Here is a 14,032-nt window from a genome sequence, read left to right as displayed (position 1 = left end):
GCGGCACCTCCGGCGCTCAACTGTGCCCGTGCCCCGGGGTGCCGTGTCCGGCGTCCGGGGTCGGTGCGGGGGTGGATGCCGGCGCGGCGGGCGCAGGCGCGGTCTGGTCGCCGGCCAGGACGGTGAACTCGGCGGTGTGCACCGCGTCGCCGTGCCGGAAGTCCAGGTAGAGACGGTACGCCCCGGCCGACGGCACCTCGGCGGCGAACGTGACCGCCGGGCCTGCGGGTGTGCGCCCGTCGCCGGGCGTGCCCTCCGGGTGCACGTGCAGGTACGCCAGGTCGCCCTGCCGCAGTGCCACCAGGTGCCCGTACGCGCCGAGGTAGGGCTGAAGATCGGTGACCGGCCGCCCGTCGCGGCTGACGGAGAGCGTGAGCCGGTTGGTCCGGCCCGGCTCCGGCGTGCCGGTCAGGGTGACCGTGTAGCCGTCGACAGTCGTGCTGGTCGCCGGTGCCGGCAGTGGCCGGGCGGCCAGCTCGCCGGGGACGGTGACGTCCAGGCCGAGGGTGAGCGGCTCCCCGCCGCCCGGGGTGAAGTCGGCGAACGCCCGCCAGACGCCGGGGCCGTCCACCGGCGAGGCGACGCGCCAGGTGCCGTCGCCGTCCATCTCCGGGTGGACGTGCCGGAAGCCGGAGAGGTCCCGCCGGGCGACGATCAGGTGCATACGCTTGTCGTGGGCCACCTCGTAGCGGGTGACGGGTGCGCCGTCCGGGCCGGTGATCCGGAAGGCGAACTGCCCCGCCGGGGCGGCGGCGGGCTGGAAGGTGTAGCCGCGTTCGGAGACGAGCAGGCCGCCGGGCAGGTGCGCGGAAGCGCCGCCCGTCTGGCTCTCGTCGCCGTGACCGGCGTCGCCGGCCCCGTGGTCGCTGTCGCTGTCGTCGTGGCGGGTCTCGGCGGCCGGGGTGACGGGATCGGCCAGGTTGCCGATCCCGTACGCCGCGCCGAACACCGCCACGAGGCCGAGGGCGAAGCCACTGAGCTTCGTCGCCGTGTTCATTGGTGTCTCCTCGGTTTCCGCGGGTCCGTCGGACCCGTCACGCACCGACGAGGTCGTAGCCGGCCTCGTCGACCGCCGCGCGGACCGCGTCCACGTCCAGCGGGTCCTGACTGGTGACGGTGACCCGGCCGCCGGCCAGGTCGACCTGGACGTCGGTGACGCCCGGAAGCGCGCTCAGCTCGGTGCTCACCGAGTTGACGCAGTGCCCGCAGGTCATGCCGCTCACCTGGTAGGTGCTCTCCATCTCGCCCTCCGATCTTATACCCCCCAGGGGTACGTTCGAGACGTTAGCATACCCCCGAGGGGTACGCTATCCTCGGTTTCATGACCGCGCCGTCCAGCCCGACCCGGGGCTACACCGCCAGCAAGGACCAACTCCTCGCCCGGCTCCGCCGGATCGAGGGTCAGGTCCGTGGCATCGAGAAGATGGTCGAGGACGACCGCTACTGCATCGACGTGCTCACCCAGATCTCGGCCATCCAGGCGGCGCTGGACAAGGTCGGCCTCGGCCTGCTCGACGGCCACGCCCGGCACTGCATGCACGAGGGCGCCGCCGAGGGCCGGGCCGACGAGATGGCGACCGAGATGATGGCCGCCGTCGGCCGCCTGATGAAGCGCGGCTGAGCGGGGACCTCCGGCCCCCGGAACCAGGCACATCGACCCGCGCCGACGCGTCGGGGCGGTCGTACCGTCGAAGTGGCGGGCAGGCCGACCCCGGCGGACCCGCGGCGACGGACGGAGGGCGGCCCGATGATGTGGCAGAGCCCGATGATGGGCTGGATGTGGATCTGGTCCCTGCTGGTGCTCGCGGTGCTGGCAGGGCTCGTCTGGGCGGCCGTGCGGTGGACCGGCCCCCAGTACCTGGGCCCGACGACGGCCCGGCGCATCCTGGACGAGCGGTACGCGCGCGGCGAGATCGACGAGGACGAGTACCGGCGACGCCGGGCCGGTCTGACCTGATCACGCGAGGCGAGCGTCACCGGTCCCGGTGAGGTCAGGCTGCCTACCATGGCCGGGCGACGACCCGGACGTGGTCGACACGTCCGCGCCGCCCGGGTGACCAGACCGGTCCGGCGGACCAGGCGTCGCCCCGACCGTTGGGAGACGCCATGGGTGCCGACCACACCCGCCCCGCACCCGCCGCGCCGCCGGGCGTACGCCGGCTGCTCGTCGCAGTGGTGGTGCCGCTGTTCGCACTCACCGTGATCGCGGCGCTGGTCCTCTGGCCCCGGCAGGACCGGGAGCCGGTCGGCGGCGCGGACGTCCCCCGCTACCACGGCACGGTGACCCGGGTGGTCACCGAGCCCTGCCCGCCGACCCCGGAGGCCCCGGACGGCGGGGGCGGCCCCTGCGGCACCGTGACGGTGACCGCCGAGCAGGGTCCGGACGCGGGCCGCCAGGTCGAGACGCCGATCCCGGCCGGGCCCGGCGCGCCCCGGGTCGCGGTCGGCGACGAGGTGGTCCTGGTCGAGCTGACCGACCCGGCCGACCCGGCGGTGAAGTCCTACAACATCGCCGAGCACCAGCGCGGCACGCCGCTGATCTGGCTGATGGTGCTGTTCGCCGCCGCGATCGTGGCGTTCGGCCGCTGGCGCGGGCTGGCCGCGCTCGCCGGCCTGGCGGCCAGCTTCGCCATCCTGCTCGGCTTCGTGCTGCCGGGCATCGGCGCCGGCCAGCCGCCGCTGCTGGTGGCCATCGTCGGCGCCGCGTTGATCATGTTCGTGGTGCTCTACCTGACCCACGGGATCACCGCGCAGACGTCGGTGGCGGTGCTCGGCACGCTGGGCAGCCTGGTGATCACCGGCGTGCTCGGCCTGCTCGCCACGTCCGCCACCCACCTGACCGGCTTCGGCAGCGAGGACGCCACCACGCTGTCCATGTTCCAGGCCGACGTGGACCTGCACGGCCTGCTGCTGGCCGGCATCATCATCGGCTCGCTGGGCGTGCTGGACGACGTCACGGTCACCCAGGCGGCCACCGTCACCGAACTGGCGCACGCCAACCCCGGGCTGTCCCGGCGGCAGCTCTACCGCGCGGCGACCCGGGTCGGCCGGGCCCACATCGCGTCCACCGTCAACACCATCGTGCTGGCGTACGCGGGCGCCTCGCTGCCGCTGCTGCTCCTGCTGGTCGCCGACTCCCGCCCGGTCAGCGAGATCCTCACCAGCGAGTTCCTCGCCCAGGAGATCGTCCGCAGCGCGGTGGCCACGCTCGGCCTGATCGCCGCCGTACCGCTGACCACCGGCCTGGCCGCGATCGTGACCACCGCCGGACGGCGCCCGCGCGGCGCGGAGCCGGCGCCGCCCGCGCCCCGGCCGCCGGCCGGACGGGACGACGCGCTGGAGGCGCTCGGCGGCGGAAGGAGTACGGAGGCCGCATGGTGAGACTCCGCAGCGTGACCATCGATTTCAAACGCGACGCTGGTCACGGTGCGCCACGGCGAAATCTCGCTATTGGTCGGCTTCCGGACGTAGATCCTCACGAGTGCTGTCGGGTAACCTCGCTGCCGGTCACCGCCGAAGGCGCGCACCGGCGCCAGCGGTGCCGCCGCCCAATCGCCCACGGGCGAGCCGGGGAACCAGGTACATGGGGTGAATCCGCGACAGCGGTAGGGGCCACTTCCGTCCCGAACCCGTCAGCTAACCCGGTCGGCGGCCGACGGAAGGGAACACTGTGACGGCACCCCTGCGCCGCTGGCTGACACCCGTGGTGGCCGTGCTGGCCTCACTGGCCGTGCTGGCCGGGCCGACGCCGGCGACCGCGGCCCCCGCCGCGGCGGCACCCGGCAACCCCTCGGGCCACGAGGAGGACGGCGAACCGCCGCTCATCACCGAGGCGATCGACTCCGCCAACCGGAACTTCCTCCAGGCCAAGGCGAAGCTCGCCAAGTCGCAGGACCGCCAGCGGCGGCTGGCGGCCGAGGTGAAGACGGCACAGGCCGAACTCGACGCGCTCAGCCCGCAGGTCAACCAGCTCGCCGCCCAGTCCTACCGGACCGGCCGGATGGGCGCGATGGCGATGCTGCTGGAGAGCAACTCCCCCGACTCGTTCGTCCGCCGGGTCAACGCCCTGGACGAGCTGAACCTCCTCAACGCGCAGCGCCTGGCCGCCATCAACGCGGTCAAGACCCGCGCCGAGCAGGCCAAGATCGCGATGGACGCCGAGGTCCGCGAGCAGGAGAAGCAGAAGAACGCGATGGAGCGCGAGAAGGTGCAGGCCGAGCGCGCGCTGAAGCTCGTCGGCGGCCTCGGCTTCACCGGCGGACTGGTCTCCGCCACCTCACCGGTCGCCAAGATCGCCCCCGGCCGCACCGCCGACGGCGGGTGGAAGGCCGAGTCGTGCAGCGAGGACGACCCGACCACCTCGGGCTGCGTCACGCCGCGCACGCTGCACGCGTACAAGGAGGTCCGGCGCGCGGGCTTCAAGCGCTTCGTGGGCTGCTACCGGTCCGGCGGGCCGTGGGAGCACCCCAAGGGCAAGGCGTGCGACTGGTCGCTGCAGAACAGCGGCTTCGCACCCTGGCACAACAACGACACCCGCAGGTACGGCAACGAGGTGGCCGCCTTCCTCATCCGCAACGCCGACCGGCTGGGCATCTACTACGTCATCTGGAACCGGCAGATCTGGTTCCCGGCCACCGGCTGGCGCTCCTACAGCGGGCCGTCGAACCACACCGACCACGTCCACATGTCGCTGCTCTGACGCCGGACACCACGAAGAAGGGGCCGCCCTCGGGCGGCCCCTTTCGTCTTCCCCGTGGATCAGCTCGCCAGCGCCGGGTCTGCGGGCGCCGCCGGGGCGGGCAGCGGGGCCGGGGCCTGCGCCACGGTCCGCACCTCGCCGCCGGCGAGCCGGTACGACATGCCGACCACCGTGCACCGCCCCGCCGCCACCCGCTCGGCCAGCACGCCGGACCGGGCCAGCAGCGTCTCCACGGTCTGCGCGATGTGCACGTCGATGATGCCGTCGAGGTCCTCGACGCCCTGGCGGGCGGCGCGCAGCAGGCTGGGCGAGACCGCGTCCACCACCGCGCCCAGGTGCCCGGCCGGGGCGGCGCCGGTCCGGACCCCCTCGCGGGCGGCCTGGACCGCGCCGCACGAGTCGTGCCCGAGCACCACCACGAGCGGAGTGCCCAGCACGGTGACGGCGTACTCGACGCTGCCGAGCACCTCCGGCCCGGCGGTGTGCCCGGCGGTACGCACCACGAAGAGGTCACCGAGGCCGCGATCGAAGATGATCTCGGCGGCGAGCCGCGAGTCGGAGCAGCCGACGATCACCGCGAACGGGTGCTGGCCGTCGGCGACAGCCGCCCGGTGGCCGGCGTCCTGATTCGGATGCTGGGGGACGCCGGTGACGAACCGGTGATTACCGGCACGCAGTTCGGCAAGTGCCTGCTCCGGGGTCCTCGGCGTCATGTCGCTCACCTCGTCTACCAGGGAACTACCAGGCCGGACGGCCTCGCGACCAACGTTCACACGCCCCTCGGGAGCCGTCAAGATTCGTGATACGCATTTCATACTTTCCCGTCGCCGCCCGCCTCCGGACCGCGCCGATTCGGCAGGTGGCGGCGGTGGCCATAGCATGACCACCATGGCGACCACACCAGTTGAGGACGGGAGCCGCCGTAACTGGACCTTCCTCACCAACCACGGCCACGTGCTGCTGGCTATCGCACGCAACCCCACCGCCCGGCTGCGTGACGTCGCCGACGAGGTGGGCGTGACCGAGCGGGCGGCCCAGGCCATCGTCGCCGACCTGGAGGCCGGGGGTTACCTGCGGCGTACGCGGGTGGGACGGCGCAACGAGTACACGATCAACCCGAAGGGCCGCTTCCGGCACCCGGCCGAGGCCGACCAGCAGGTCGGCGCCCTGCTGGCCCTCTTCGCCGCCGAGCCGGCCGGGGACGCCGCCGCCGACCGGTGACCCGGCCGGGCACCACGTGTGCCCGCGCGAGCGGGCGCGGCGGGTAATCTCAGCGCGTGCGCGACAGCTTGCGGCCGGGCGCGACCACGGGACGCGTCCGGGCCGGACACCGGATCAGGTCCGTCCTCTCCGGAGCGGCGGTGGCCGCCCTGCTCGGCGGCGCGCTCGCGGTGCCCGCGCCCGCGCTGGCCGCCCCGAAGTGCGGCCCGACCGGCGGCCCCGCCCCCACCGAGGTGCCCTGGGCGATCAGCCGCCTCGACCCGGCTGCCGCGTGGCGGGTCGGCAAGGGCGCCGGGATCACCGTCGCGGTGATCGACTCCGGGGTCTCACCGGCCCACCCGCTGCTACGGGGACGGGTGCTGCCGGGGGAGGACTTCAACCAGCTCGTCCGCCTGAAGGGACAGTGCGACCTGGTCGGCCACGGCACCATGGTCGCGGGCATCATCGCCGGCCGGGAGGGCACCGGCTCGCCGTACTCCGGCATCGCGCCGGAGGCGAAGATCCTGCCGCTGCGGGTGCTGGCCGAGAACAAGGAGAACTTCGACCCCAACGTGCCGGCCGAGATCGGCAAGGCGATCCGCTGGGCGGTCGACCACGACGCCGACGTGATCAACCTGTCCCTGGTCACGCTCGACGACCCGGCGCTGAAGTCCGCCGTGCAGTACGCGCTCGGCAAGGACGTGGTCGTCGTCGCCTCCGCCGGCAACCGGCAGGAGAACCGGGAGGACCGGCCGGCCTACCCGGCGGCGTACCCGGGTGTCATCGCCGTCGCCGGCATCGACGAGAAGGGCGGGCACGTCGGCAGCTCGGTCAGCGGCGACTATGTGGACATCGCCGGCCCCGGCCTGAACATCGTCGGGCCCGCGCCGCAGGGAACGGGCTACCGGGCCGAGCCGCAGGGCGGGACGAGCTTCGCCAGCGCGTACGTGTCCGGGGCGGCGGCGCTGGTGCGGGCCGCCCACCCGGACATCAGCACCGAGGAGGTCGCCTACCGGCTGACCCGCACCGCCGACAACCCGCCCGACGGGCACAACGCCGAGGTCGGCTACGGGATGGTCAACCCGTACCGGGCGGTCACCAGCCTGCTCGGCACCCGGAACGACCCGCCGCTGGGCGCGATGCCGCCACCGGCGCCGCCGGCCGACCCGCTGGCCTGGCAGCGCCCGGTCGCGATCTGGGTCGCCGTCGTGGGCGCGCTGCTGGCCGGCGTCCTGCTGACGCTGCGGCCCATCCTGGTACGCGGACGGCGGCGCGGGTGGCGGCCGGGCCGGCGCGACGTCCCGCAGGACGCCTGACGATGCACGACGGCTCCGCCCGGCACGAGCCGGAGCGGAGCCGCTGTGGACCGGTCGGGGTCAGTTGCCCCAGACCTTGGAGTTGCTCATCTCCGTGGTCATGTAGTTCTCGCGCGCGATGCCCACCGCGCCACCGATCTCGTTCAGGACCTTGTTGATGTCCCGCACGGCGGCGTCCCACTGGGCCTGGTGCTGCTGGTAGGCGGCCCGGTCCTGGCCCTCCCACTCGAGCTTGGTCAGCATCGCCCGCAGCGTGTCCAGCTTCTCGTCGATGGTCCGCGAGATGGCCTGCATCTGCTGGTTGCTGCTCTCCAGAACAGCGTAATCAACCTTGATGCTCATCGATTCCTCCTCTGCCTGTCTTCGCGGATCACGGGTTGAGAGCAGCGTGGAACTTGTCCAGCATCTGCTGCTGCTCTTCGTCGTTCACCTGGTGCGTGGTGCCCGACTTGTCGAGCAGGTCCGCGATGTTGTCCATCGCGGTCAGCAGCTTCGCCGTGTCCTCGTTCCAGCGGTTCATCAGGCCCTGGAAGCCCGTGGACGCCTGGCCCTTCCAGGCCATCGCCAGGTCGTCGACCACGTTCCACAGCTTCTTGAGCTCGCCGTCGACGTCGCTGCGCGTGGACCGCACGTCACTCGCGGCGGTGTGCAGAGTCGCTGCACTGACCTCGAACGCCATGCTTCACACCCTTCCGTCATCTTGTGGCGGCGGTTCCGCCGCGCCCTCCCCCGCGGCAAGGCGTACACACCCCACCGACGGACACTTCATCCGAACCGTAGCGGACGACGTCCAACCCGCGCAGCCCTGATGACCCATCGACGTATTCCGACAGCCCTCAACGGCAACGCGATCCGGCGTCGTCCGTACGAGGTGGACGGTCGCCGCCGAGGTCAGGGACGTTCCCGTGTGGATCTGACGATCGTCGACACGCCGAAGGCCAGCACCGCGATCAGCAGCACCACCACGACCCACAGCACCGGCTTGGTGAACGCGCGCTGGAACGCCAGCACCAGCAGCGCCGCGCAGGTGCTCAACGCCACCACCTCGGCGGCCCGCCGCAGCTTCGCCGAGCGGGTCAGCCCGGCGAACAGCATCAGGACCACGAAGACCGGGATGGTCAGCAGCACGTACAGCAACAGCGAGAAGAGCAGGGTTTCCACGCGTCGCTCCCGTCACCCGTAGAACTTGGAGTCCCGCACCCAGTCGATCTTGATGTCCTTGATGTCCGGGTCGGAGCCGGTCGGCGCCCAGCCGGGACGGGAGTCCGCGGTGAAGGTGAACCGGTCGTCGGTGTGGAAGGCGGCCAGCAGCGCGTGCAGCAGCGCGCTGATCTCGCCGAAGACCAGGACCAGGATGGCGGCCGTCGCGGCCAGGCCGGCGATGCCGATGGCCTGGGCCAGCGCCGTGGTGGCGGGAAAGAACTGGAGCGCGATCGAGGCGATCACCGCGACCAGGATCGGCATGAGCGCCTGGGCCAGGCCGGAGACCGCGTCGTTGTACGCGTCGCGGGCCGCGGTGAGCGTGTCCCGGTTGGCGGCGAACGCCTCGGCCAGCGAGTTGATCTCCGCGCCGAGCTTGCGGAGGAACAGGTCGAACGCGTCCCGGTCGTCGAAGTCCCACTCCGCCGCGTCCGGCGGAACCGCCGCCATGGCCGCGCCGAACTGGTCCGCGCCGAGCAGGCGGGCCGCCTCGTCCCACTTCTTGATCGACTCGTTCACCTGCTGGTTGTCGAACGACTCCAGATAGAGGATCGTGCCGATCAGCGCCGCCGAGGCGGCGATCCAGACCAGGTTGCCCTTGGCGATGGCCGCCGCCGAGCGGACCGGAGCCGTGGTCTGCGCGACCGACACCGAGCCGGTCACCGTCCCCGAGGCGTTGGCGATGAGGATCTCCGGTGGCATCAGGCGTCCCTTCCGTGGCGGACCCGGCCGGTCACTTGACCACCCAGGGCTGATCCGACTTCTCCCAGTTCTTCGCGCTCTGTTCGAGCTGCTCGGCGGCCCTGCGCAGATGCTCCACACCGCTGCGGACGTTGGCCAGGTGCCCGTCCACAGCCGCGTTGTGCCGCTCCACCGCCCCGGTGCCGAACCAGCTCAGCGCAGTGCCGGGCAGCTTGACCTCGGCCAGCAGCGTCTCGACGTTGCGCAGGTATTGGATCGGGCCGTCCGGGGCGTCGAGCCGCTGGCCGGCCTTCCGGATCGCGTCGACGTCGACGGTGTTCGGCATCGTCGGCCTTCCTCTCGTTCAGCGCCGCAGGTTGCGGGTCGGGTCGGACAGGTCCACCCCGAAGCGGCGGAACCAGTCTTCGGGGGTGAGCGTGCCGTTCTGCGCCTGGCGGACCATCTCGGAGTCGCCGAGCATCTCGCTCAGCATCTCGCGCTGCCGCTCCTCGAAGGCGGTGTACGCCGCGTCGATCGCGGCCTGCATCGACTCGGCCAGGGAGAAGCTGTCCAGCCGCATCGCCCGCGCGTTCAGCTCGACGTCGCCGACCTTCATGTCGCCGTCCACAGTCACCCGCACCAGCCCGTCCGGGCTCTCCCCGGTGACCCGTAGCTCCGCGCGCTGCCGCTGGAGCTCGGCCAGCCGGCGCTGCTGTTCCTGCGCCTGGCGCAGCAGGCCCTCCATTGCCGCACCGAAACCCGACGGGCTGCTCACCTACGCGCCCCTTTCCCACTCGCGACGATCGATCGGGCCGACGCTACCGGACCGGACTCCCGCCGTCCGTCCCGTCAGGCGGGTTCCGTCCACGCGGTCTGGATGAGCTGCTGACCGTCGCGGCGGCGCACGAGCGTGCCCCGGCCCGGCGGCTGCGGGGTCGGCCGCAGGTTGCCGAAGACCGCGCCCTCCTCCCGGCTGCCGGACATCAGCAGGCCCGGCGAGTCCAGCTCGCGCAGGCGTTGCAGCACCGGCTCGTACAGCGCCCGGGCGACACCGCCGACCCGGCGCGTGATGATCAGGTGCAGGCCGATGTCCCGCGCCTGCGGCAGCAGTTCGTGCAGCGCGCTGAGCGGGTTGCTGCCACCGGAGGCGACCAGGTCGTAGTCGTCCACCAGGATGTACAGCTCCGGGCCCTTCCACCAGCTCCGGTCGCGCAGCTGCGCGGTGGTCACGTCCGGGCCGGGCAGCCGGTTCTGCAGGGCGCTGCGGATCGACCCGAGCCCCTGGCTGAACACCTGGTTCGACGGCGCGTAGTCGAGCAGGTGATCCCCCTCGACCGCGCCCAGCAGACCACGCCGGTAGTCGGCGATGACCAGCCGCGCCTGGGCCGGGGTGTACCGCTCGGCGATCCCCCGGGCGATCAGCCGCAGCAGGTTGGTCTTGCCGCACTCGGCGTCGCCGAACACGGTCAGGTGCGGCTCCCCCGCCAGATCCAGGTAGACCGGGGCGAGCGCCGACTCGTTGACGCCGATCGGGATGCCCGGGGCGGACCTGTCGACCACCTTCGCCAGCTCGGTCACCGTCAGCCTGCGCGGCAGCAGCCGCACCTTCGGCGCCGGCTGTCCCGGCCAGTTCGCCGCGACGTGACCGGCCAGCGCCACCGACGCCTCGGTCAGGTCCTCGATGTCACGCTTGCCGTCGATCCGCGAGATCGCGGTCAGGAAGTGCAGCTTGTCCCGGGTCAAACCGCGACCGGGCGCGCCCACCGGCACGTTCTGCGCCGCCCGCCTGTCGATCTCCGACTCCGACGGATCACCGAGCCGCAGCTCCAGCTTGGTGCCGAGCAGGTCCCGCATGTTGATCCGGATCTCCGCCCACCGCACCGCCGTGATCACCACGTGCACACCGAAGCCCAGGCCCCGGTTCGCCAGGTTGGTGATCGTCTGCTCCAGCTCCTCGTACTCCTGACGCAGCGTGTTCCAGCCGTCCACCACGAGGAAGACGTCACCGAACGGGTCGTCGGCGAACTCACCCGCCGCCCGGCGACGCCGGTAACTGGCCACCGAGTCGATGCCGTGCTGAGTGAACCGGTTCTCCCGCTCGTCGATCACCGCGACCACCTCGGCCACCGTCCGCCGGACCGCCTCGGTGTCCCGCCGCCCCGCCACACCCGAGGTGTGCGGCAGCCCCTCCAGGCTGCGCAGCGCGCCGCCGCCGAAGTCGAGGCAGAAGAACTGCACCTCGCGCGGCGTGTGGGTGAGCGCCAGCGACGCCAGCATCGACCGCAGCATCGTGCTCTTGCCGCTCAGCGACGCCCCCACGATCACCACGTTGCCGCCCGCCCCGGCCAGGTCCACCATCATCGGATCGCGGCGCTGCTCGTACGGCCGGTCCACGATGCCCACCGGCACCGCCAGCCGGCCCCGCCCCGGCCAGTCGGCGGTGGTCAGGCCGTACGTCGGGTGCACGCTCAACTTCGGCAGCAGCTCGGCCAGCCCGGACGGCTCCGCCAGCGGCGGCAGCCACACCTGGTGCGCCGGCTTGCCGCGGCCCTTGAGCTGGCCGATCAGCACGTCCAGCATCGCCACGGCCTTGCCGTCGCCGGCCTGCTCCGGCTCCGGGGTCGCCTCCGCCGGGCTGGGCGTCGCGGGCGCCGGCACGTAGTCGATGCCGTACGGGACGATCCGGCGCTGCACCTGCGCCCGGGTGGAGCGCTGCACCTGCCCCGGCGCCCGGTACGGGCCGGACACGTAGGCGGCGCGGAACCGCAGCATGGTCGCGGTGTCGGTCTTCAGGTAGCCGTGACCGGGCGCGCTGGGCAGCTCGTACGCGTCCGGCACGCCGAGCACGATCCGGCTCTCCACCGCCGAGAACGTACGCAGACCGATCCGGTACGACAGGTGCGTGTCCAGGCCGCGTAGCTTGCCCTCCTCCAGCCGCTGCGAGGCCAGCAGCAGGTGCACGCCGAGCGACCGGCCGAGCCGGCCGATCATCACGAACAGGTCGATGAAGTCCGGCTTGGCCGCCAGCAGCTCGGAGAACTCGTCACAGATGATCAGCAGGCTGGGCATCGGCTCCAGCTGCTCACCGGCGGCCCGCGCCTTCTCGTAGTCGTACCGGGAGACGTAGTTGCCCGCCGCCCGCAGCACCTCCTGCCGGCGGTTCATCTCACCGGCGAGCGCGTCCCGCATCCGGTCGACCAGCGGCAGCTCGTCGGAGAGGTTCGTGATCACCGCGCTGGTGTGCGGCAACGCGTCCAGCGAGGCGAACGTCGCGCCGCCCTTGAAGTCGACGAGGACGAAGTTCAGCTCCTCCGAGGAGTGCGTCACGGCGAGCGCCCCGACCACCGTACGCAGCAGTTCGCTCTTGCCCGAACCGGTAGCGCCGATGACCAGGCCGTGCGGGCCCATGCCCTCGTGCGCGGACTCCTTGAAGTCGAGCTCCACCACGTTGCCGTCCGGGCCCAGGCCGAGCGGGATGCGCAACCGGTCGCGGTGGCTGCGCGGACGCCACGTCTGCCGGACGTCCACAGTCGCCGCGTCGCCGACACCGAGCAGATCGGGCAGCTCCATGCTGCGGGCCAGCGGCTCCTCGGTGCTCGCGCCCTGCTGCTGGGAGAGCCGGAACGGGGCGATCTGCCGGGCCAGCCCCTCGGCCGCGCTCAGGGAGAGCCGGTCCGGCCGGCCGAGCCGCGACGTGGCGGCGCCACGGACCAGGTCCAGCCCGGTGCCGTCCCCCGCGTCCAGGCAGAGCAGCCAGCGCCCGGCGTCGCGCGGTACCGCGCCGGACAGGTCGAACACCGTCGTGCCGAGCAGGCCCGGCCCGGTCAGCGCGCAGGTCGCCGAGACCTCGCCGCCGTCCAGCACCACCACCACGTGCGGAGCGGTGGTCAGCGGCTTCGCCTCCGGCGCGAACCGGGGCCGCCCGCCCAGATCCTGGGCCAGCGCGGTCTCCGCCTCGTCCAGCGCGGCGTACACCATCCGGCGCGCGCCCGCCGCGTCCGTACGCCCCGGGTGCTGGGCGTGCGGCAGCCACTTCACCCAGTCCCAGGCCGCCTGCCGGTCCGGCGCGGCCACCACCACCACCAGGAGGTCCTCCGGGGCGTGGAACGTGACCAGCTGGCCCAGCGCGGCCCGCGCCAGATCCAGCACCGCCTCCCGGTCGCCGCGCAACGCGATCCGGCTGAACGCGCGCAGCGACAGCGCGGTCGGCAGATCCGGCACGCTGGAGTGGGCCCGGACGAACCGGCGCAGCGCGATCGCGCTCATCGGTTCCAGGTCCTCCACCGGCTTGGTCTCCGGCGGCACGATCTCCACCGCGAGCCGCTGCGGGCCGAGCGCGATCCGCACCTCGCCGAAGTCGTCCTCGGTGATCCGCCGCTCCCAGAGCCGGCGCGAGGCGGCGATCGACCAGAGCGCGTCCGGCTCCGGGTGCCGCCACGTCATCGCGGCGCGCTGCTGCTCGGCCGCCCGCCGGGTGCGCTTGCGCATCTGCGCGAGGTAGCGCATGTAGTCGCGCCGCTGGGCGTTCAGCTCGGCCTTGTCCTTGCCGCCGTTGCCGAGCGTGCCGATCGCCATGCCCAGCATGGACACACCGAACAGGCCACCCGCGACGTACGTCATCATGCCGCCGCCGCGGCCCGCGTAGAGGAACGCCATCGCGCCGACACCGCAGAGCATCGGCAGGATCATCAGCACCTGGCCCATGCCCTTGGCCTGCGGCTCGGGCAACTCGGGCGGGGACTCCAGCAGCACCTCGCCGCGCGGCAGCGCGGGCCCCGGTTGACGCGGAAGTCGGCGGAACACCACCGTACTCACGGCTCTCCCTCCCCAGAAGCGGCCCTGATCGTGGTCTGCCACCGCCGGTGAGCGTCGGGTGGGCAACCTGTGCGACCGCCATCGTAGGTAATCTCCGTCAGGCGTCGTGGACCCGTGGGGG

Annotated in this window: 16 protein-coding genes and 1 riboswitch; of the genes, 6 read left to right on the top strand and 10 right to left on the bottom strand. The window is 72.6% G+C overall.

Features of this window, described 5'->3' with window-relative positions:
• Nucleotides 1–16 precede the first annotated feature (16 nt).
• Entirely contained in the window at nucleotides 17–997 is a 981-nt protein-coding gene (locus ACGFIA_RS10885) for a hypothetical protein (RefSeq protein WP_393259617.1), read from the bottom strand.
• Nucleotides 998–1,034: 37 nt separating this feature from the next.
• Nucleotides 1,035–1,241, bottom strand: coding sequence for a heavy-metal-associated domain-containing protein (locus tag ACGFIA_RS10880; protein WP_357383276.1), 207 nt, complete (start codon nucleotides 1,239–1,241; stop codon nucleotides 1,035–1,037).
• 80 nt (nucleotides 1,242–1,321) lie between these two features.
• Between ACGFIA_RS10880 and ACGFIA_RS10875 the strand changes: the two genes are divergently transcribed.
• The 4 genes from ACGFIA_RS10875 (at nucleotide 1,322) to ACGFIA_RS10860 (ending at nucleotide 4,699) form a co-directional block, all read left to right on the top strand.
• Nucleotides 1,322–1,621: a metal-sensitive transcriptional regulator gene (locus ACGFIA_RS10875; RefSeq protein ID WP_013283780.1), complete on the top strand. Its 300-nt coding sequence runs from the start codon at nucleotides 1,322–1,324 to the stop codon at nucleotides 1,619–1,621.
• 126 nt (nucleotides 1,622–1,747) lie between these two features.
• Nucleotides 1,748–1,957, top strand: a complete 210-nt coding sequence (locus tag ACGFIA_RS10870) for an SHOCT domain-containing protein (protein ID WP_210895789.1) — start codon at nucleotides 1,748–1,750, stop codon at nucleotides 1,955–1,957.
• Between the two features lie 149 nt (nucleotides 1,958–2,106).
• Nucleotides 2,107–3,381 (top strand): YibE/F family protein, encoded by a 1,275-nt coding sequence (locus ACGFIA_RS10865; RefSeq protein WP_357383273.1) that lies wholly within the window; start codon nucleotides 2,107–2,109, stop codon nucleotides 3,379–3,381.
• A gap of 154 nt (nucleotides 3,382–3,535) precedes the next feature.
• Nucleotides 3,536–3,667, top strand: a riboswitch (cyclic di-AMP (ydaO/yuaA leader).
• Between the two features lie 3 nt (nucleotides 3,668–3,670).
• Complete coding sequence (locus tag ACGFIA_RS10860; protein WP_357383271.1) at nucleotides 3,671–4,699, top strand: hypothetical protein; 1,029 nt, start codon at nucleotides 3,671–3,673, stop codon at nucleotides 4,697–4,699.
• Between the two features lie 59 nt (nucleotides 4,700–4,758).
• Here ACGFIA_RS10860 and ACGFIA_RS10855 read toward each other — a convergent pair whose 3' ends face one another.
• Nucleotides 4,759–5,412, bottom strand: a complete 654-nt coding sequence (locus ACGFIA_RS10855; RefSeq protein WP_357469913.1) for a carbonic anhydrase — start codon at nucleotides 5,410–5,412, stop codon at nucleotides 4,759–4,761.
• Nucleotides 5,413–5,578: 166 nt separating this feature from the next.
• Here ACGFIA_RS10855 and ACGFIA_RS10850 point away from each other — a divergent pair, with 166 nt between their 5' ends.
• Nucleotides 5,579–5,920, top strand: coding sequence for a helix-turn-helix domain-containing protein (locus tag ACGFIA_RS10850; RefSeq protein WP_357383267.1), 342 nt, complete (start codon nucleotides 5,579–5,581; stop codon nucleotides 5,918–5,920).
• A 56-nt stretch (nucleotides 5,921–5,976) separates the two neighbouring features.
• Complete coding sequence (gene mycP / locus ACGFIA_RS10845) at nucleotides 5,977–7,215, top strand: type VII secretion-associated serine protease mycosin (RefSeq protein WP_393259613.1); 1,239 nt, start codon at nucleotides 5,977–5,979, stop codon at nucleotides 7,213–7,215.
• 60 nt (nucleotides 7,216–7,275) lie between these two features.
• On the opposite strand, the gene ACGFIA_RS10840 is transcribed toward mycP, so the two are convergent.
• The 7 genes from ACGFIA_RS10840 to eccCa form a co-directional block, all read right to left on the bottom strand.
• The gene (locus ACGFIA_RS10840) at nucleotides 7,276–7,557 is read right to left on the bottom strand and encodes a WXG100 family type VII secretion target (RefSeq protein WP_013283773.1); all 282 of its coding nucleotides are present in this window, start codon (nucleotides 7,555–7,557) and stop codon (nucleotides 7,276–7,278) included.
• A 28-nt stretch (nucleotides 7,558–7,585) separates the two neighbouring features.
• Nucleotides 7,586–7,894, bottom strand: coding sequence for a WXG100 family type VII secretion target (locus ACGFIA_RS10835; RefSeq protein ID WP_354868205.1), 309 nt, complete (start codon nucleotides 7,892–7,894; stop codon nucleotides 7,586–7,588).
• Between the two features lie 212 nt (nucleotides 7,895–8,106).
• Nucleotides 8,107–8,376, bottom strand: coding sequence for a hypothetical protein (locus tag ACGFIA_RS10830; RefSeq protein ID WP_357383262.1), 270 nt, complete (start codon nucleotides 8,374–8,376; stop codon nucleotides 8,107–8,109).
• A gap of 12 nt (nucleotides 8,377–8,388) precedes the next feature.
• Nucleotides 8,389–9,117 (bottom strand): hypothetical protein, encoded by a 729-nt coding sequence (locus ACGFIA_RS10825; protein ID WP_357383260.1) that lies wholly within the window; start codon nucleotides 9,115–9,117, stop codon nucleotides 8,389–8,391.
• Between the two features lie 31 nt (nucleotides 9,118–9,148).
• Nucleotides 9,149–9,442 (bottom strand): hypothetical protein, encoded by a 294-nt coding sequence (locus tag ACGFIA_RS10820; RefSeq protein ID WP_357469906.1) that lies wholly within the window; start codon nucleotides 9,440–9,442, stop codon nucleotides 9,149–9,151.
• Between the two features lie 18 nt (nucleotides 9,443–9,460).
• Complete coding sequence (locus tag ACGFIA_RS10815; RefSeq protein ID WP_393259610.1) at nucleotides 9,461–9,871, bottom strand: YbaB/EbfC family nucleoid-associated protein; 411 nt, start codon at nucleotides 9,869–9,871, stop codon at nucleotides 9,461–9,463.
• A 74-nt stretch (nucleotides 9,872–9,945) separates the two neighbouring features.
• Complete coding sequence (eccCa, locus tag ACGFIA_RS10810; protein ID WP_357383254.1) at nucleotides 9,946–13,911, bottom strand: type VII secretion protein EccCa; 3,966 nt, start codon at nucleotides 13,909–13,911, stop codon at nucleotides 9,946–9,948.
• Between the last annotated feature and the right edge of the window lie 121 nt (nucleotides 13,912–14,032).

This window comes from Micromonospora sp. NPDC049203, assembly GCF_043197215.1.
GTDB lineage: Bacteria > Actinomycetota > Actinomycetes > Mycobacteriales > Micromonosporaceae > Micromonospora.
This window is presented reverse-complemented; position numbering and strand designations above follow the sequence as displayed.

Coding starts and splice junctions, on each gene's coding strand:
- ACGFIA_RS10880 (WP_357383276.1), bottom strand. CDS start 1,241: ATGGAGAGCACCTACCAGGTGAGCGGCATGACCTGCGGGCACTGCGTC.
- ACGFIA_RS10875 (WP_013283780.1), top strand. CDS start 1,322: ATGACCGCGCCGTCCAGCCCGACCCGGGGCTACACCGCCAGCAAGGAC.
- ACGFIA_RS10820 (WP_357469906.1), bottom strand. CDS start 9,442: ATGCCGAACACCGTCGACGTCGACGCGATCCGGAAGGCCGGCCAGCGG.
- ACGFIA_RS10855 (WP_357469913.1), bottom strand. CDS start 5,412: ATGACGCCGAGGACCCCGGAGCAGGCACTTGCCGAACTGCGTGCCGGT.
- ACGFIA_RS10840 (WP_013283773.1), bottom strand. CDS start 7,557: ATGAGCATCAAGGTTGATTACGCTGTTCTGGAGAGCAGCAACCAGCAG.
- ACGFIA_RS10825 (WP_357383260.1), bottom strand. CDS start 9,117: ATGCCACCGGAGATCCTCATCGCCAACGCCTCGGGGACGGTGACCGGC.
- ACGFIA_RS10835 (WP_354868205.1), bottom strand. CDS start 7,894: ATGGCGTTCGAGGTCAGTGCAGCGACTCTGCACACCGCCGCGAGTGAC.
- ACGFIA_RS10850 (WP_357383267.1), top strand. CDS start 5,579: ATGACCACCATGGCGACCACACCAGTTGAGGACGGGAGCCGCCGTAAC.
- ACGFIA_RS10870 (WP_210895789.1), top strand. CDS start 1,748: ATGATGTGGCAGAGCCCGATGATGGGCTGGATGTGGATCTGGTCCCTG.
- ACGFIA_RS10865 (WP_357383273.1), top strand. CDS start 2,107: ATGGGTGCCGACCACACCCGCCCCGCACCCGCCGCGCCGCCGGGCGTA.
- ACGFIA_RS10885 (WP_393259617.1), bottom strand. CDS start 997: ATGAACACGGCGACGAAGCTCAGTGGCTTCGCCCTCGGCCTCGTGGCG.